The sequence below is a fragment of the Pimelobacter sp. 30-1 genome, assembly GCF_018831735.1.
Taxonomy (GTDB): Bacteria; Actinomycetota; Actinomycetes; order Propionibacteriales; family Nocardioidaceae; genus Nocardioides.
In genome coordinates this window covers 165721-183089 of record NZ_NHTS01000005.1, presented here as the reverse complement: position 1 = coordinate 183089, position 17369 = coordinate 165721, and the positions used below count along the sequence as shown (strand labels likewise).

Below are 17369 nucleotides of genomic sequence, written 5' to 3'. Positions count from 1 at the left end.
CGCCGGTCCAGGACCGCTCAGCGCGGGTCGGTGAGCGCCTCGAGCACCTGCAGGTCGGCGTCCGAGCCGATCCGGCGCGCCGCCGGCGGCGCGTCGACCAGGACGACGCGCGCGGCGCCGTACCGGTCCCGGAGCGCGGCGACGAGCGCCACGAAGTCCGTCGTGGGCAACCGGGCGTCCGGGCCGCCGAGGAGGTCGGCGACCACCGAGGTGGGCAGCACGATCGGGGAGCAGACCGCGACCAGGGCGTCCCGGTCGACGTGCGCGCCGAGCGTCTCGCCGCCGTCGGGCGCCGCGTGCGCCTCCTTGACCGTGTCGGTCACCGGGCGGACGCCGACGACCACGACGTCGGCGACCTCGGCCCGCTCGGCGCAGGCGCGCAGGAAGTCCGGGGGCGTCATCGGGCACAGCGGGTCGTGCAGGAGCAGCGGCTCCTCGCGCTCGACCAGCGCCTCCCAGGGCACGGTCTGGTCCAGCAGGTCCACCCCCGCCTCGCCCGCCGCCCAGGCCGCCGCGGCGACCAGCGACTCACCGTGGATCAACCGGAAGGGGAGGGCGCCACGGCCCTCCTCGAGCACGATCCCGGCGACCCGGGCCGAAATGTCGACGACGTCATACGGATGCGGGTTCATCGAACCCACCGTATGACGTCGTCGTCGTGCAGCTGAAGGCTGCCTCAGTGGCTCAGGAGGCGAGCACCTCGTCGAGGATGGTCTCGGCCTTGTCCTCGTTGGTGTTCTCGCAGAGCGCGAGCTCGGAGACCAGGATCTGGCGGGCCTTGGCGAGCATCCGCTTCTCGCCTGCCGACAGACCGCGGTCACGCTCGCGGCGCCACAGGTCGCGGACGACCTCGGCCACCTTCATGACGTCGCCACTGTGGAGCTTCTCGAGGTTCGCCTTGTAGCGCCTCGACCAGTTGGTCGGCTCCTCGACGTGCTCCGCGCGGAGCACCCCGAAGACCCTGTCCAGCCCGTCCTTGTCCACGACATCCCGAACACCCACGAGATCGAGGTTGTCAGCCGGAACGCGGACCACGAGGTCCTGCTGGGCGACAATCCGAAGCACGAGGTACTGCCGTTCCTGGCCCTTGATCGTCCGCATCTCGATGTTCTCGATGACAGCGGCCCCGTGATTGGGGTAGACGACCGTTTCGCCGACGGTGAAAGTCATATGAGCAAAACCCCTTCCTAGGGTGACCTATCTTACCACGTCATCAAGGACTCTCCGAATGCGTTTGCGCAGGTCAGGGGCGCTATCCGCGGCTTGACAAGCACGCAGACCTATGGTCCGTCCGGCCCCGGCAACGGGTCCCGTGCATCCCCTGGGGCACGTGGGGCAGATCACCAGGCACCCGTGGTCAGCAGCCGCGCCGATCGGCGGGCTCGCCCCCGCGCACGGCTCGCGTGGTCAATACTGCCGCCATGGCAAAGATGCAGCGCTGGCGACGCGGCCGCTCTGCCGGGGAGGACACGACCGTCCTGGACAGCGACCTCGACGAGGCGCTGGACACCGACCAGGTCACGGACTCCCCGGACGCAGCGGCGGCCGACGACGACGTCGCCGAGCTCCCCCCGGCACCCGCGCCCGAGACCGACGAGTCCGACGAGCCTGAGCTCGACGAGCCCGAGGACGAGCCCGAGCCCAAGGACGAGCCCGAGGACGACCTCGAGGTCGAGCCCACCCATCCCCCGCTCCCCCACGTCCCCGAGGACACCGGCCTGGCCGGGCGCCTGCTCGGCGGACGCCGCCCGGCCGACGTCCTGGCGATCCAGCTGCTCCAGGCCGCCCACGCCAAGCAGGCGATCACCACCGCGCTCGCGATGGGCGTCGTCGCAGCGGTCACCGGCCGGCCGGCCCGCGAGGCCGGCGTCGTGGTGCTGACCGTCCTGGTCGGCCAGACCATGCTCGGCTGGCACAACGACATCGTCGACCGCCAGCGCGACCAGGCGCACGGCCTGACCGGCAAGCCGGTCGCGATGGGCCGCCTCGCGGTGGGCACGGTCTGGTACGCCATCGCCGTCGGCTTCCTCCTGGTGCTGCCGCTGTCGTGGACCACCGGCATCCGGGCCGGGTGCCTCTACCTGGCCTCGATCGCGATCGGCATGCTCGGCAACGTCGTGCTGCGCACCGGCTTCTTCTCGTGGTGGTCGTGGGCGGCGTCGTTCGCGCTGCTCCCCGCCTACCTCTCGTACGGCGGCTGGGGCGGCCAGGCCCAGGGCCACGCCCCCGAGCCGGCCATCGTCGCGCTCGCGGCGCTGCTCGGCGTCGGCGTCCACTTCATGCGGGCCGTGTGGGGTCTGGTCGCCGACCACGAGGACGGCTGGACCTACCTGCCGCTCAAGCTGGGGCTCAAGCTGGGCGCGACCCGGCTCCTGGCGCTCTCGACCGTGTTCACCGTGGGGGTCGGGATCGCGCTGGTCGTGGTCGGCACCCAGGTCGGCCTCAGCCGCTGACCCGGGACCGAGCGGCCGGGACCGAGCCACCTCGTCTCCCCGTCATCCCCGACCGCTAGAGTGAGGCCCGCTCGCTCGACCCTGCGCCCCGCGCGCGTCGTCCGCGCGCACCGATCAACCCTGACCCGGAGGCCTGCCGACATGCCCCTCAAGCGCCCGACCGCGATCGCCGGACTGCTGCTGGCACTCGTGCCCGCCGCCGCGACGCTCTCGTCCTGCGGCTTCGACTACCCCACCGACCGGGTCAACACGATCGCCGCGGGCGTCAACAACCGCGAGGGTGACGTCAAGGCGCTCGGCATCCGGGTGCTCGCGAGCGCCAAGGGCGAGGGCCGGCTCATCGGCGCCCTGGTCAACAACGGCACCGAGGACGCCTCGCTCTCCGGCGTCAGCGCGCCCGGCGGTGGCATCACCGCCGCCGAGTTCGAGCCGATCGAGGTGGCCCCCAACGGGACGGTCAACCTGTCGACCTTCGAGGAGCACGTCGACCTCACCGGTGACTTCACCGCGGGCAACGTGATCACGCTCGAGTTCAGCTTCAGCAACGGCCAGTCCTTCAGCCTCGACGTCCCGGTCGTGAAGCGCTGCTTCCAGTACACCGAGATCCCGACCGAGGCCGCCTCCTCCAGCCACACCGACAAGGGCGCCAAGGGCGAGGACGGTGCCGCGGCCGACGCGGCCGCCGACGAGGAGGGTGGCCACGACGGGGCCACCGACCCGAACTTCACCTGCGCCGACGAGATCCCCAGCCCCGGTGGCGGCGAGGCGCACTGATGACCTTCACCCTGGTCCTGCTCCGCCACGGCGAGAGCGAGTGGAACGCCAAGAACCTCTTCACCGGCTGGGTCGACGTGGCCCTGACCGAGAAGGGCCGGGGCGAGGCGGTCCGCGGGGGCGACCTCCTCAAGGAGGCCGGCATCCTGCCCGACGTCGTGCACACCTCGCTCCAGCGCCGCGCGATCAACACGGCCGCGCTGGCGCTCGACGCCGCCGACCGGCACTGGATCCCGGTCCGCCGCTCCTGGCGCCTCAACGAGCGCCACTACGGCGCCCTGCAGGGCAAGGACAAGAAGTCCATCAAGGACGAGTACGGCGAGGAGCAGTTCATGCTCTGGCGCCGCTCCTTCGACACCCCGCCGCCGCCGCTGGCCGACGACGACGAGTACTCCCAGTCCGGTGACCCCCGCTACGCCGACCTCGGCGACGAGCTGCCCCGTGCCGAGGCGCTCAAGCAGGTCATCGACCGGCTGCTGCCCTACTGGGACGCCGGGATCGTGCCGGACCTGCGCGCCGGGCACACCGTGCTCGTCGCCGCCCACGGCAACAGCCTGCGCGCGATCGTCAAGCACCTCGACCAGGTCAGCGACACCGACATCGCCGGGCTCAACATCCCCACCGGCATGCCGCTGGTCTACGAGCTCGACGAGGACACCCTCGCCCCGATCGTCCCGGGCGGGCGCTACCTCGACCCCGAGGCCGCTGCCGCGGCCGCGGCGGCCGTGGCCAACCAGGGTCGCTGAGCCTCAGCCGGCCAGCACGCCGTCGGCGACGACGACGAGCATCGAGCGGGCCGCCTCGGCGCCCAGCTCGCTGTTGTCGACGACCGCGGCGACCCCGCCGACCAGGCGGCACAGCTGCATCGCGTCGACGCTGCCGCGCAGCGCGCCCTCGCCGGCCAGCGCGTCGACGACCCGCTGGTTGGCGTTGAGGTAGGTACGGCACTTCGCCGCGAAGGGTGAGTCGTCGTCGCCCATCGCGCTGGTGATCCGCCAGGCCGCGCCCTTGTGCCGGGTCAGGAAGTCGACGTACGCCTCGAACCAGGCGAGCAGCCGCTCCCGGGGGCTGCCCTCGCCCGCCAGCGCCTTGTCGGCGGCGGCGTTGACCGTCTCGACCCAGGCCTGGATGGCGGCGTCGTAGAGCGCCTCCTTGGTCGGGAAGTGCCGGTAGAGGGTGCCGACGCCCACGCCGGCGGTCTTGGCGACCTCGTCCATCGAGACGGCGTCGTAGCCCTTCTCGCGGAACAGCTGACGGGCGATGTCCGCGATGCGCTCACGGTTGCGGACGGCATCGGCGCGCACGTGGATCACCTTTTCCCTTGCTAAACGGAGACACCCTCCGTATCGTGGAGGGCTAACCGGAGTCATCCTCCGCTAAGAGTACCTCGGCCACCCCGGCCAGAACAGGACACCACCCTTGTCTTCCTCCACGCTCACCTCCGCGGCACCCCGGGCGACCGCCCGGACCACGACCGCCGCCGGCATCGCCATCGTGCTGCTGGCCCAGCTGATGCTCGTCCTCGACTCCGCCGTGATGAACGTCGGGCTCCCCCACATCGCCACCGACCTCCACTTCGGCGCCGCGTCGCTGTCGTGGGTCCTCAACGGCTACGCGCTCGCCTTCGGCGGCCTGCTGCTGCTCGGCGGCCGGCTCGGCGACGTCCTGGGCCGGCTCTCGGTCTTCTGGGCCGGCCTGGCCGTGTTCACCCTCTTCTCGCTGCTCGGCGGCCTCGCCACCGAGCCGTGGATGCTCGTCACCGCGCGCGTCCTCCAGGGCGTCGGGGCCGCGATCGCCGCGCCCTCCGTGCTGGCCCTCATCACCACCTCGGCACCCAACGAGGCCGCCCGCAACCGGGCCCTGGCGCTCTTCACGGCCGTCTCGTCGGGTGGCGCCGCGCTCGGCATGCTCCTCGGCGGCGTCCTCACCGACCTGCTCTCGTGGCGCTGGACGCTGTTCATCAACGTCCCGATCGGCATCGCCGTCCTGCTCACCGTACGACGCCACGTGGTCGACACCCCGCGCCGTCCCGGCCGCTTCGACGTGGTCGGCGCGGTGACCTCCACCGGCGCCGCCGCCACCCTCGTGTGGACCCTGATCAAGGCCCCCGAGCACGGCTGGCTCTCCGCGCACACCATCGTCGGCCTGGCCCTGGCGGTCGCGCTCGCCGTCGCCCTCGTCGTCACCGAGGCCCGGCACAGCCACCCGCTGCTGCGTCTCGGCCTGCTCCGCAGCCGGACCCGCGTGGCCACCCTGCTCACCATGGCGGCCCTGTACGGCGGCATGCTCGCTACGTTCTTCCTCATGGTGCAGTACTTCGAGGAGGACCTCGGCTACGGACCGCTCCAGACCGGCTTCGCCTTCCTGCCGATCCCGCTGAGCGTGTTCACGATGTCGCGGATCACCCCGCGCCTGGTGGCCCGCTTCCGGCAGCCGCCGATCATCGTGGCCGGCACGATCGGCGTCCTCGGCGCCTTCCTCTACCTGCTCCAGATCGACGCGTCGACCAGCTACTGGACCGGCGTCTTCCCGGCCCTGCTGGCGATGGGCGTGAGCATGGGCGGCAGCTTCATGCCGATCACCTCGCTGGCCCTCCAAGGCGTCGAGCCCGAGCACGCCGGCTCGGCCTCCGGGCTCCTGCAGACCATGCAGCAGCTCGGCGGCGCGGTGGGCCTCGCGGTCATCGCCTCGGTGTACGCCTCGCACGCCCGGCCGGGCGACTTCCTGGTCGGCGCCCATGCGGGGTTCGCCGCGGCCGCGGTGATCGCGGCCCTCGCCCTGGCGAGCGCGGCCTCGCTGCTGGCCCGGCCGCGCACCGTCCTCCCGGCCACCGCCTGAGGACACCGGCACCAGCACGCAGAACGGCCCGCCCCGCACGATGCGGGGCGGGCCGTCGCGTCGGTGGTCAGGCGGCCGGGTTGTGCCCGGTGACCACGAAGATCACCCGGTTGGCGATCGACACGGCGTGGTCGGCGATGCGCTCGTAGTAGCGGCCGAGCAGGGCGATGTCGACCGCCGCCTCGACGCCGTGGGTCCACTCGTCGCCGAGCAGCTCGGCGAAGCTGCGCCGGCGCAGCTGGTCCATCTCCTCGTCGTCGCGACCGAGGGCGATCGCGGCCTCGACGTCGCGGCCCGCGATGACCTCGGTGACCCGGGCGACCATGTCCTCGGCGACCGCGCCCATCCGCTCGAAGGTCGGGCGGACCTCGTCGGGCACGGCGACGTCCGGCACCCGCAGCCGGGCGATCTTGGCGACGTGCACGGAGAGGTCGCCCATCCGCTCGAGCTCGGCGACCATCCGCAGCGCCGCGACGACGGTGCGCAGGTCGCCGGCGACCGGCGCCTGCAGCGAGAGGAGCTCGAAGGCCCGCTCCTCGACCTGCTCGCGGGCCCGGTCGATCGCGGCGTCCTCGCTGATCACCTTCTCCGCGGTCGTCGCGTCGCCGGTCATCAGCGCCTCGGTCGCCTCGGCCACCGCGACCTGGACCCGGCGGCTGATGGCCGCGAGGTCGTCGAAGATCGCATCGAGCTGGTCGGTGTACGCATCACGCATGCGCGCCAGCCTACGGATGCTAAGTGTCCTTCAAGCGGCCTGCGGTGAACGCGGGGTGAACATCGCGAAGCACGGCCCCGCGGATTCGGAGCGGCGCCCGCGACGCGCCGTACGATCGAGGGGTGGACCCGACGACGCAGGCCTTCCTGGCCGCGCTGCTCGGTGCCCTCGTGGCCGGCGGCGCGATGCTCGCCTGGCACCTGAGCGACCGGCAGCAGAGCACCTACGTCCCCCGCGAGGAGCCCCAGCTCCCCGACGGCGTGGCCGCGGTGCTCTCGGTGCTGCGCAGCAGCGCGGTCGTCATCGACGAGTCCGACGCGGTCGTCAAGGCGTCGGCGCCGGCCTTCGCGATGGGCTTCGTGCGCGGCACCCGGCTGCTCTCCGACGAGCTCGCGGTGCTCATCCGCCAGGTACGCCGCGACGGCCAGATCCGCGAGACCGAGCTGATCGTGCCGCGTGCCGGCGGTCCCCCGCGCCACGTCACCGCCCGTGTCGCGCCCCTGGGCTCGCGGCTGGTGCTCGCGCTGGTCGAGGACCGCACCAAGGAGCGCCAGGTCGACGCCGTCCGGCGCGACTTCGTCGCCAACGTCAGCCACGAGCTCAAGACCCCGATCGGCGCGATCCGGCTGCTCGCCGAGGCCGTCCAGGACGCCTCCGACGACCCCGACGCCGTCTACCGCTTCGCCTCGCGGATGCTCACCGAGAGCGACCGGCTCTCCCGCCTGATCCAGCAGATCATCGAGCTCTCCCGCCTCCAGGGCGACGAGCCGCTGGAGTCGCCGGTGCGCGTCTCGATCGACGACGTCGTCGCCTCCGCGGTCGACTTCGTCGACATGAACGCCGGCGCCAAGGACATCCAGGTCATCGCCGAGGGCGAGGAGGGCCTCAAGGTCCTCGGCAGCGAGAAGCAGGTCAGCGCGGCGGTCTCCAACCTGGTGGCCAACGCCGTGGCCTACTCCGAGCCCGGGTCGCGCGTGGTCGTCACCCGCAAGAGCAGCGGCCACGCCGTCGAGATCTCGGTGATCGACCAGGGCATCGGCATCCCCGAGGCCGAGGTGGAGCGGATCTTCGAGCGGTTCTACCGCGTCGATCCCGCCCGGCACCGCTCGACCGGCGGTACCGGCCTGGGCCTGTCGATCGTCAAGCACGTCGCGGCCACCCACGGCGGCGAGGTGCGGGTCTGGTCCGTCGAGGGGCAGGGCTCGACGTTCACGCTCATCCTGCCGCAGCACCCGAACCACGACGAGGGAGGGCCGTTCGTGCGGCTCACCCCCCTTGCGTCCGCCTCGGAATCGCCGGGCGCACGCACCGAAGATCAGGAGGAAGCCCGATGACCCGGGTACTTGTCGTCGAAGACGAAGAGAGCTACAGCGACGCCCTCGCCTACCTGCTCCGCAAGGAGGGGTTCGAGGTCGCCATCGCGGCCGACGGCAACGAGGCGCTCAAGGAGTTCGACCGCAACGGCGCGGACATCGTGCTGCTCGACCTCATGCTGCCCGGGATCCCCGGCACCGAGGTCTGCCGCACCATCCGGCAGACCTCCAACGTGCCGGTGATCATGGTCAGCGCCAAGGACGACGAGGTCGACAAGGTGGTCGGCCTCGAGCTCGGCGCCGACGACTACGTCACCAAGCCGTACTCCCCCCGCGAGCTGGTCGCCCGGATCCGCGCCGTCCTGCGCCGCGGCATCGGCGACGAGCTGCTCCCCGACACCCTCGAGGCGGGCCCGGTCCGGATGGACGTCGAGCGCCACGTCGTCACCGTCGACGGGGTCGAGCAGCGGCTGCCGCTCAAGGAGTTCGAGCTGCTCGAGATGTTCCTGCGCAACCCCGGCCGGGTGCTCACCCGCGGTCAGCTCATCGACCGGGTCTGGGGCTCGGACTACGTCGGCGACACCAAGACGCTCGACGTCCACGTCAAGCGGCTGCGCGCCAAGCTGGAGCCCGAGCCGAGCGAGCCGAAGTACCTCGTCACGGTGCGGGGCCTGGGCTACAAGCTCGAGATCTAGATCGGCGCCGGAGGCGGAGGCGGCTCGCGCAGCGCCAGCGCGGGCCGGTTGAGCGCCTGGGCCAGCCAGTCCGGCTCGGGCTGCCCGTCGACCAGGCCGGCGGAGAGCCCGGTCGACCCGGTGAGCCCGAGCACGGGATCGGCGCGCAGCAGCGCGGTGTGCGAGCCGTCGTCCTCGCTGGCGGGCTTGACCCGGGCACCGCGGGCGCTGACCAGCCGGGTGAGCAGGTCGAACCAGAACGGCGCGCCCAGCATGAGCAGCAGCGCGGTGACACCCCAGCCGATCACGTGCCAGAAGGCGTCCCCGAAGCCCTGCGGCCGGTGCTTCTCGCTCCACCCGACCGGCAGCGAGAGCGCCGAGAGCCGGTCCACGCCGCACGCGGTGCGCTCGATCTCGCTGCCCTGGGTGCACGGAGCGGGCTTCGCCGGCGGGGCGGGCTTCCCGGGCTTCCCGGGCTTGGCCGCCGGGGCCGGGGTGTTCTCGGCGACCGTCGCCCCCGCCGCGGCGACGACGGCCTCCCGGGTCGCGCTGTCCTTCCAGAGGTCCTGGGCGACGTGCACCGGTGAGGCGTTGGCCAGGCCGGCCAGCACGAAGCCCACCGCGAGCACGAACAACGTCGCATAGCGCTGGTACGTCGCGCGCACGTCGACCATCGCGTCGTCGAACCAGGTCTCCAGCCCGGCCTTGACCGAGGTCAGGTTGCCGCGGGCCTGGCGGGCGAGCGTGTCCGCGCGCTTCAGCAGCGGCTGGACGGCGTCCGCCGTCGCGCTGTCCTCGAGCTCGTCGAGGAGCTGGGTCACGGCGTCCGCGAAGGCCTTGGCCGAGACGTAGCTGGCGTTGGTCCGGGCCCGGCCGACGTTGAGCAGCGCGGTCAGCCGCTGCACCGCCGCACCCGCAGCCCCGGCTCCGGCGCCGGCACCCACGCCGGGTCCGGCAGCGGCCGGCGGGGCGCCGGTCACCATCGTGACGATCGCCTTCTCCAGGTCCTTGGCCCGCATCGAGCGGAGCCGGCCGACCAGCTCGACGAACGCCGAGGCCGCCGTGGCGAGGACGAAGAACAGCAGGGCGAGGCCGATCCCGACCTCCAGCGTCTGCGAACCCAGCATGCCGGACATCTTCCGGCAAGCAGGGCCCGGTCCGCATGACCCGAACGGACCACGCGGCCCTGGTCAGCCCGGGCAGGGCTCCGCGTCGGGGTCCGGCTCGCCCTCGACCGCCAGCGCGAGGTCGGCCGCCGGCTCCGGCGCCGCGACCACCGCCTCGGCCGGGGCGCGGCCGCCCGCGGCGACCGCGCAGCCGATCAGGATGAGCGGGAAGCCGACGAGCATGCCGGTGGTCAGCTTCTCGTCGAGCAGCACCACGCCGAGCGCGATCGCGACGGCCGGGTTGACGTAGGTGATGATCGTGGCCCGGGTCGGCCCGGCCACCTTGATCAGCTCGAGGAAGATCACGAACGCCAGCGCCGTGCAGACCAGCGCGAGCACGACGATGCTCACCCACCCCTTGGCCGGTACGTCGGTCGGCGGGTCGAGCAGCCCGAACGGCGCGTAGACGACGGCGGTGAGCGTGAGCGCGCACGCCATCACCCCCAGCCCCGAGACGTCGGAGAACGAGCGCGCGAGCACGAGCGGCCCCGCGGCGTAGCAGATCGCGACGCCGAGCATCTCGACCACGGCGAGCACGTCGATGTGGCTCACGTCGAGGCCCACCAGGCTCGCCACGCCCGCGAACCCGAGCACCAGGCCGCCGGTCTGGGACAGCGTGAACCGCTCCGCGTGGGAGGTGACGAGGAACGCCAGGGCACCGAACAGCGGCACCGCGGCGACGAGCAGACCCGCCAGCGACGAGGAGATCCGCTGCTCGGCGTGGCCCAGCAGGACCCACGGGATCATGATCTCGATGACCGCGAAGACCACCAGCGGGCGCCAGCGGGCCAGCACCGGGCCAACCTCGCGCCGGACCAGCGCGATGGGGAGCAGGACGAGCGCGGCGAGCGCCGTCCGCAGGAACACCAGGGCGGCCGGCGAGACGTCCTCGACCGCGATCCGGATGAACAGGTACGGCAGCCCCCAGATCAGGCACATCGCCAGGAACAGCGACCATCCACGCTTCGTCACAGAAGAACCTTAGGGACCAGCGCCGACATCGGCGCCAAGATTTTCTGCCAACCGATGTCGAGACCGTGCCAACGGCTCCGTCCTGGGGGTGAAGGCGGCAAGATGGCCGTCTCGGACCGAAGGAGCCCCCGATGGCCAAGTACCTCCTCCTCAAGCACTACCGCCGCACCGGACCCGCCTGGGTCCCGGGTACCGACATCCCGATGGACCAGTGGTCCCCCGAGGACGTCACCGCCCACATCGCGTTCATGCAGACGGTCGCCGACGAGCTGCGCGAGAGCGGTGAGTTCGTCGACGCCCAGGCGCTCTCGCCCGAGGGCACCTGGGTCCGGTACGACGGCGAGGGCCGCCCGCCGGTCACCGACGGCCCGTTCGCGGAGACCAAGGACCTCATCGCCGGCTGGATGATCATCGACGTCGACTCCCCCGAGCGGGCCTACCAGGCCGCCGCCCGGCTCTCGTCGGCGCCCGGCAAGGACGGCGCCCCGATCCACGAGTGGCTCGAGGTCCGTCCGTTCATGGCCGAGCTGCCGCCGACCGTCACCGAGTGAGCCCGGTGCCGCCGGTGCCCGACGACATCACGGACCTGCTGCGCACGCTGTCGCCCCAGGTCCTGGGCATCCTCGTCCGCCGCGGAGCCGACTTCGCGGCGGCCGAGGACGCCGTCCAGGAGGCGCTGGTCGAGGCCTGGCGGCACTGGCCGCAGGACGGGACGCCGGCCGAGCCGCGGGGCTGGCTGGTCAAGGTGGCCGGGCGCAAGCTCATCGACGAGCAGCGCTCGGTCGCCGCCCGCCAGCGGCGCGAGCTCAAGGTGCACCGCGAGCCGGAGCCCGGCCCCGCCGAGCAGGCCGACGACGCCCTCCTGCTGCTCAGCCGCTGCTGCCACCCGTCCCTCACCCCGGCCTCGGCCATCGCGCTGACGCTGCGCGCGGTCGGCGGCCTCACGACCGGCCAGATCGCGGAGGCCTTCCTGGTCCCCGAGCCGACCATGGGCCAGCGGATCTCCCGGGCCAAGAAGACCGTCTCGGGCCAGCGCTTCGACACCCCCGGCGAGGTCGGCGCGGTGCTGCGGGTGCTCTACCTGATCTTCAACGAGGGCTTCACCGGCGCGGTCGACCTCGCCGAGGAGGCGATCCGGCTGACCCGCCAGCTCGCCGCCTCCAGCGACGACCCGGAGGTCGCGGGGCTGCTGGCGCTCATGCTGCTGCACCACGCGCGGCGGGGCGCTCGACGTACGGCCTCGGGGGCGGTGGTGCCCCTGGCCGAGCAGGACCGCGGCCTCTGGGACACCGCGCTCATCGCCGAGGGGGTCGACGTCCTGCAGGCCGCGCTCGCCCGCGACGCGCTCGGCGAGTACCAGGCCCAGGCCGCCATCGCCGCGCTCCACGACGACGCCGCGAGCGCCGACGAGACCGACTGGCCCCAGATCCTCGAGTGGTACGACGAGCTGCTCCGCCTCGCCCCCGGCCCCGTCGTCGCGCTCAACCGGGCCGTCGCCGTCGGCGAGGTCGACGGCCCCCTCGCCGGCCTGCGCGTGCTCGACGGCCTCCCCGGCGACCTGCCCCGCCGCGACGCCGTCGCCGCCTGGCTGCACGAGCGCGCCGGGAACCGGGAGAGCGCCGCCGGGCTCTACGCGCGCGCCGCCGCGCGAGCCTCGACCACGGCCGAGCGGGACCACCTGACCCGGCAGGCGGCACGGCTCAACGCGCCGGCCTGACCCCCGAAGCGGGGCCGGTCGCGTCACCCGGGCAGGGGTCAATTCGTCGATCTGGGGCTCAATCGGGCGACCGAGGAGGCGCGTGCTCACTACGTTCCGGAGTCGTCCTACCCCCGTTCGGAGGATCTCGTCCGTGAACGCAACGTCCCCCCTCGTCACCCTCGCCGGCCTGACCGCCGCCGCCGGCCTGGCCGTCGTCGGCCTGGCCCCGGCCGCGCACGCCGCCCCCGGTGACCCGTTCGACCCGGCGAAGCCGACCGTCTACATCGTCCAGGGCAACCCGAGCCAGCTCCAGATCGCCGAGCCCGACGCGAACGGCAACTTCTCGTTCGGCGCCGAGGGCGGTCCGTCCGGCGTGCAGTACAACGGCCTGTCGTTCTCGACCGAGGACAACTACCTCTACGGCTTCGCGGTCGGCGCGGGCAACGGCATCCCGACCGGCTCCCTGGTGCGGATCGGCCAGGGCGGCACGAGCACCCGGGTCGGCACCGCCACCTGGGAGCTCGGCGGCACGAGCTTCAACCTCGGCGCCATCGACCCGGCGTCGGGCAACATCTACGCGGCCGTGCACACCGCGACCCAGATGTACGTCATCGACCCCGCGACCGGCGTCCAGGTCGGCAACACGATCCCGCTCACCGGCTCGATGGCGTCGTACGGCGACGTCTCCGACTGGACCTTCTCCGGCGGCTTCCTGTGGGGCGTCGGCGCCAACCGCACGATGGTCCGGATCACCCCGGCCGACGGCACGGTGACCACCTGGACGCTGTCCGACGGCCGCGTCGACACCGGGTTCACCGGCGCCGCGTGGACCTACGCCGACGGCTCGATGGGCTTCTCGCACAACGCGACCGGCCAGGTCGAGCGGATCCAGGTGACCTCCCCGGCCGCGGCGAACCCGACGTTCACCGTGGTCAAGGTCAGCACCGGCCCGTCGAGCTCCGCGAACGACGGCGCCGCCTCGCCCGGCCTTCCGGCCGACCTCGCGCTCACCAAGACCTCCCGCGACTTCGCCCCGGGCGCGACGGTGAGCTACACGCTGACGGTCACCAACAAGGGCCGCGGCTGGTCGACCGGCTGGTCGCTCGAGGACGCCGTCCCCGCCGTGCTCACCGACGTCACCGCGACGACCGCGGCGGCCGGCACCGCCTGCCAGGTCGCGGGCAACGACGTGACCTGCACCGGCGGCGAGCTCGCCCCGGGTGACGCGGTCGCGGTCGAGGTCACCGGCAAGGTTCCGGCCGGCTTCACCGGCACGGTCCGCAACCGCGCCGAGGTCACCGGCAACGAGGACGACCCCGTCCTGGCCAACAACACGGCCGCGGTCACCGACCGCACCCAGCCCGACCCGGACGGCAGCGACCCCGACGGTGAGGACCCCGTGGTCCCCGAGAACCCGAGCGTCCCCGCCGGCGGCGCGGACGACGGCACCGGTACGCCGTGGAGCGCGATCACCGGTCTGGCCGGCTTCGGTCTCGCCCTGGCCGCGGGCCTCACCGCCTTCGCGACCCGGCGCCGCGGCGTCGAGGGCTAGGCAGCACCATCTCCACCCCGCAGCACGCGACGAGGGGCCGGCACCGTTCTCAGCGACGGCGCCGGCCCCTCGGCCGTGCGCTCGCCCTGGCCCTGCTGCTGGGCGCCCTGCTGTGCGCGGACTCGACCGGCCTGAGGCTCCTGCCGCCCACCCCGTCGTGGGCGGCGCCGAGTGCGGAGCCGGTCCTCGCGCGCCCGCGCGCCGCCGCGGCGCCCGTCGTCCTGCCGGCGACCGGGCCGCGGATCGAGATCGCCAGCGTCGGGCTGCGGGCGCCGCTGGACCCGATCCGGTTCGACGGCTCCGTGCTCAGCCCGCCGGACGACGTACGGCGGGCGGGGATCTGGAGCGACGGCGCGCCCCTCGCGGACGACGGCCGCTCCCCCACCGTGATCACCGGCCACGTGAGCGACCGGACCGACCGGGCCGGCGCCTTCCTCGCGCTGTGGGACGTGCAGGTCGGTGCCGTCGCGGTCACCGTCGACGAGGACGGCGCCGAGCGGCGCTGGCGGGTGGTCGGCGTCCGCCACGTCGCGAAGGACGCGCTGTCCCGAGCGGAGTTCCTCCCGGGCACCGAGCGCCGGCTCCGGCTGATCACCTGCGCCAGCCGGCAGAGCGGCACCGGCGGCGCCTTCCACTACGCCGACAACCTCATCGTCGACCTCGCGCCTCAGCCGACCCGAACAGTGCGTTGAGCTCGTCGCCCCGCGCGGCGCCGGCGAACCCGTCGAAGTACCCCTCGGCGAGCCGGTCGACGGCCGTCCGGACCCCGCCCCACGCCGTCCGGGCCAAGGCGCCGCCGACGCTGACCCGACGGACGCCGAGGTCGGCGACGCGAGCGAGGGTGAGCTCGCTCTGGCCGCCGATGAGGAGGTTGACGGGCCGCGGGGCGACGGCCGCGACGACCGCGGCGACCTGGTCGGGCGCGGTGATCCCCGGGGCGTAGAGGCAGTCGGCACCGGCCCGGCTGAAGGCGCGGAGCCGGGTCAGGATGTCGTCGAGGTCGGGACGGCCGTTGAAGAACCCGTCGGCCCGCCCGACCAGCAGCACGTCGTGCCCGCTGGCGTCGATCGCCTCCCGCGCGGCGCTCAACCGCTCCACCGCCACCCCCAGCTCGTACGACGTCCCGCCGGCGCCGTCCTCGATCGAGAGCCCCGCGACCCCGGTCGTGACCGCCAGCGCGACGCTCGCAGCGACCTCGTCGGCCGTGGCGCCGTACCCGTCCTCGAAGTCGGCGTTGACCGGCAGGTCGGTCGCACCCACGATGTCGGCGAGGTGGTCGAGCGCCTCGTCCCGCGTCGCCGATCCGTCGGGACGCCCGCGGCTCCAGGCGGCGCCCGAGCTCGTCGTCGCTAGGGCGGCGAACCCGCGGTGCTCCAGGTAGCGGGCGGTGCCGCGGTCCCAGGGGTTGGGCAGCACGAAGCAGCCCTGCTCGTGCAGGGCCCGGAAGGCGGCGCGCTTCTCGGCGGTGGTCGTCATGGCCGCGACCCTAGGCCTCGGCACCGACGGTGGGCGGGCCGCGGCGGCCGGCCCCGCATCGCACTGGCCGACGCCGGCGGGGAGCTCGTCGCGACGGCACGGTCAGGCCGCCCCAGGAGCCCGACGCCGCTGAGACATACCTGCAGGCCGAGCTGGAGCGAGCCCACCGGCTCGGCGCCCGCCGGATCGAGACCGTCGTGCTCGCCGCCAACGCGGACGGACTCGCCTTCGCCCGAGGCCCACGCCTTCGGCCACCTGCACCTGCCGCAGCAGGCCTGACGGCGCCGGGAGCTCCCCTCCCCACCCGGGTAAAGAAATCGGCATTCCCGCGGCGACGCCCCCGGCACAGGTCTACACACGGAAGTGACCCTTCCCGCGACAGCCGGACGCGTGGCTCCCTCGGCTGGCCGGGCTCTCACTCCCGGAAGGAGCAGCCATGCGTCGTCTCGCACTGATGACAGCAGGCCTTCTCGCGGCCGGCGGCCTCGCCGTCGGCCTCAGCACCGCAGGTCCCGCGCAGGCCGCCAGCGGTACGTTCACCAACTCCGCACCGATCGCGGTCGTCGACAACGGCTCGACGACCTCGAGCATCCAGGTCTCGGGCATCGGCGGCCGGATCACCGATGTCGACGTCGTCCTCAACGGCCTCGGCCACGCTCACCCGTCCGACCTCGACATCTGGCTCCGCGGGCCGGGCAGCAACCCCATCGCCGTACCGCTGATGTCGGACGCCTGCGGCACGACCAACGTCGGCGGGCGCACCCTCACCTTCGACGACGCCGCCGCGGGCCCGGTGCCCACCGGCTGCGCGACGGGCTCCTACCGGCCGACCAACATCGGCGGCGGCGACACGACGCCGTCGGGGGCGACGACGCTGAGCAGCACCCTGGCCGGCTTCAACGGCACCAACCCGGTCGGCACCTGGCAGCTCGTCGTGTTCGACGACACCCTCAACGACGGCGGCTCGATCACGGGCGGCTTCACGCTCAAGATCACCACCGGGCCCGCGGCGATCTCGATCCCCACGACGGGGCTCGCCACGCCGTACCCCTTCCAGCGGACGGTGAGCGACCAGCCGGGCCGGATCACCGACGTCGACGTCGTGCTCAACGGGGTCTTCCACACCTATCCCGACGACCTCGACCTGCTGCTGGTCAGCCCGGCGGGCGCCTCGACGCTCCTGATGTCCGACGTCTGCGGTGGCACCGACCTCGTCAATGCGAACCTCCGGTTCGACGACAGCGCGGCGGCCGCGATGACCGACGGCGGGCCATGCACCTCCGGGACCTTCAAACCGTCGAACGACGACAACACCGACGTCTTCAACGCACCCGCTCCCCCCGGGCCGTACGGCGACGAGCTCTCCGACCTCGCGGGCGGGGTCGCCAACGGCACCTGGCGCCTGTACGTCGTGGACGACGACACCAGCGACGGTGGGTTCATCACCGGCGTCCAGCTGGTCATCAAGACCGACGCCGTGCCCAACACCGTGATCACCAAGAAGCCCAAGCGCTCGACCAAGGCGCGCAAGGCGACGATCGCGTTCAAGTCCACCAAGGGCGACTCGACGTTCCAGTGCAAGGTCGACAAGAAGGGCTGGAAGAGCTGCGCGTCGCCGCTGCGGCTCAAGAAGCTCAAGCCCGGCAAGCACACCGTTCTGGTCCGTGCGATCGACAACTCGGGCCGCCGGGACGCGTCCCCGGCCAAGGTCACCTGGAAGATCCGCCGCTGAGCGCG

18 protein-coding genes are annotated in these 17369 nt (G+C 73.0%); 11 read left to right on the top strand and 7 right to left on the bottom strand.

Annotation, left to right across the window (positions count from 1 at the left end; all coding sequences use genetic code 11):
- Window positions 1–17 precede the first annotated feature (17 nt).
- Window positions 18–632 carry a 2-C-methyl-D-erythritol 4-phosphate cytidylyltransferase gene (locus CCO04_RS12255; protein ID WP_215814426.1) on the bottom strand — a complete coding sequence of 205 codons (615 nt, stop codon included), beginning with the start codon at window positions 630–632 and terminating at the stop codon, window positions 18–20.
- 52 nt (window positions 633–684) lie between these two features.
- Entirely contained in the window at window positions 685–1170 is a 486-nt protein-coding gene (locus CCO04_RS12250) for a CarD family transcriptional regulator (protein WP_028654642.1), read from the bottom strand.
- A gap of 251 nt (window positions 1171–1421) precedes the next feature.
- Here CCO04_RS12250 and CCO04_RS12245 point away from each other — a divergent pair, with 251 nt between their 5' ends.
- The 3 genes from CCO04_RS12245 to CCO04_RS12235 all read left to right on the top strand — a co-directional run bounded on the left by CCO04_RS12245 (window position 1422) and on the right by CCO04_RS12235 (window position 3973).
- A complete protein-coding gene (locus CCO04_RS12245) occupies window positions 1422–2453 on the top strand; it encodes a hypothetical protein (protein WP_252373154.1) in 1032 nt (343 codons plus the stop codon).
- A 141-nt stretch (window positions 2454–2594) separates the two neighbouring features.
- The gene (locus tag CCO04_RS12240) at window positions 2595–3227 is read left to right on the top strand and encodes a hypothetical protein (RefSeq protein ID WP_215814425.1); all 633 of its coding nucleotides are present in this window, start codon (window positions 2595–2597) and stop codon (window positions 3225–3227) included.
- Window positions 3227–3973 carry a phosphoglyceromutase gene (locus CCO04_RS12235; RefSeq protein WP_215814424.1) on the top strand — a complete coding sequence of 249 codons (747 nt, stop codon included), beginning with the start codon at window positions 3227–3229 and terminating at the stop codon, window positions 3971–3973. Before CCO04_RS12240 ends, CCO04_RS12235 begins: the two co-directional genes overlap by 1 nt.
- A 3-nt stretch (window positions 3974–3976) precedes the next feature.
- On the opposite strand, the gene CCO04_RS12230 is transcribed toward CCO04_RS12235, so the two are convergent.
- Entirely contained in the window at window positions 3977–4531 is a 555-nt protein-coding gene (locus CCO04_RS12230) for a TetR/AcrR family transcriptional regulator (RefSeq protein ID WP_215814423.1), read from the bottom strand.
- 115 nt (window positions 4532–4646) lie between these two features.
- Between CCO04_RS12230 and CCO04_RS12225 the strand changes: the two genes are divergently transcribed.
- Entirely contained in the window at window positions 4647–6065 is a 1419-nt protein-coding gene (locus CCO04_RS12225; RefSeq protein ID WP_252373153.1) for an MFS transporter, read from the top strand.
- Window positions 6066–6132: 67 nt separating this feature from the next.
- Here the strand turns inward: CCO04_RS12225 and phoU are convergent, their stop codons facing one another.
- Window positions 6133–6780, bottom strand: coding sequence for a phosphate signaling complex protein PhoU (phoU, locus tag CCO04_RS12220; RefSeq protein ID WP_215814422.1), 648 nt, complete (start codon window positions 6778–6780; stop codon window positions 6133–6135).
- A gap of 122 nt (window positions 6781–6902) precedes the next feature.
- Here phoU and CCO04_RS12215 point away from each other — a divergent pair, with 122 nt between their 5' ends.
- Together CCO04_RS12215 and CCO04_RS12210 are read left to right on the top strand one after the other, a co-directional pair.
- Window positions 6903–8114, top strand: a complete 1212-nt coding sequence (locus tag CCO04_RS12215; RefSeq protein ID WP_215814421.1) for a cell wall metabolism sensor histidine kinase WalK — start codon at window positions 6903–6905, stop codon at window positions 8112–8114.
- Complete coding sequence (locus CCO04_RS12210) at window positions 8111–8788, top strand: response regulator transcription factor (RefSeq protein WP_215814420.1); 678 nt, start codon at window positions 8111–8113, stop codon at window positions 8786–8788. Before CCO04_RS12215 ends, CCO04_RS12210 begins: the two co-directional genes overlap by 4 nt.
- Here the strand turns inward: CCO04_RS12210 and CCO04_RS12205 are convergent.
- Window positions 8785–9894, bottom strand: a complete 1110-nt coding sequence (locus CCO04_RS12205) for a hypothetical protein (RefSeq protein ID WP_215814419.1) — start codon at window positions 9892–9894, stop codon at window positions 8785–8787. The two genes, CCO04_RS12210 and CCO04_RS12205, sit on opposite strands and share 4 nt — an antisense overlap.
- 63 nt (window positions 9895–9957) lie before the next feature.
- The gene (locus tag CCO04_RS12200) at window positions 9958–10905 is read right to left on the bottom strand and encodes a DMT family transporter (RefSeq protein ID WP_215814418.1); all 948 of its coding nucleotides are present in this window, start codon (window positions 10903–10905) and stop codon (window positions 9958–9960) included.
- A 131-nt stretch (window positions 10906–11036) separates the two neighbouring features.
- On the opposite strand from CCO04_RS12200, the gene CCO04_RS12195 reads away from it, so the two are divergent.
- From CCO04_RS12195 to CCO04_RS12180, 4 genes are all read left to right on the top strand, one after another.
- Window positions 11037–11456, top strand: coding sequence for a YciI family protein (locus tag CCO04_RS12195; RefSeq protein ID WP_215814417.1), 420 nt, complete (start codon window positions 11037–11039; stop codon window positions 11454–11456).
- Window positions 11453–12622 (top strand): sigma-70 family RNA polymerase sigma factor, encoded by a 1170-nt coding sequence (locus tag CCO04_RS12190; RefSeq protein ID WP_308281188.1) that lies wholly within the window; start codon window positions 11453–11455, stop codon window positions 12620–12622. The genes CCO04_RS12195 and CCO04_RS12190 overlap by 4 nt, the downstream gene beginning before the upstream one ends.
- 133 nt (window positions 12623–12755) lie before the next feature.
- Window positions 12756–14156, top strand: coding sequence for a DUF11 domain-containing protein (locus CCO04_RS29775; protein WP_215814416.1), 1401 nt, complete (start codon window positions 12756–12758; stop codon window positions 14154–14156).
- 302 nt (window positions 14157–14458) lie between these two features.
- Complete coding sequence (locus tag CCO04_RS12180; protein ID WP_215814415.1) at window positions 14459–14848, top strand: class F sortase; 390 nt, start codon at window positions 14459–14461, stop codon at window positions 14846–14848.
- Here CCO04_RS12180 and CCO04_RS12175 read toward each other — a convergent pair.
- Complete coding sequence (locus CCO04_RS12175; protein WP_215814414.1) at window positions 14805–15632, bottom strand: oxaloacetate decarboxylase; 828 nt, start codon at window positions 15630–15632, stop codon at window positions 14805–14807. The two genes, CCO04_RS12180 and CCO04_RS12175, sit on opposite strands and share 44 nt — an antisense overlap.
- A 454-nt stretch (window positions 15633–16086) precedes the next feature.
- Between CCO04_RS12175 and CCO04_RS12170 the strand changes: the two genes are divergently transcribed.
- Complete coding sequence (locus CCO04_RS12170) at window positions 16087–17364, top strand: hypothetical protein (protein WP_215814413.1); 1278 nt, start codon at window positions 16087–16089, stop codon at window positions 17362–17364.
- Window positions 17365–17369: the final 5 nt, after the last annotated feature.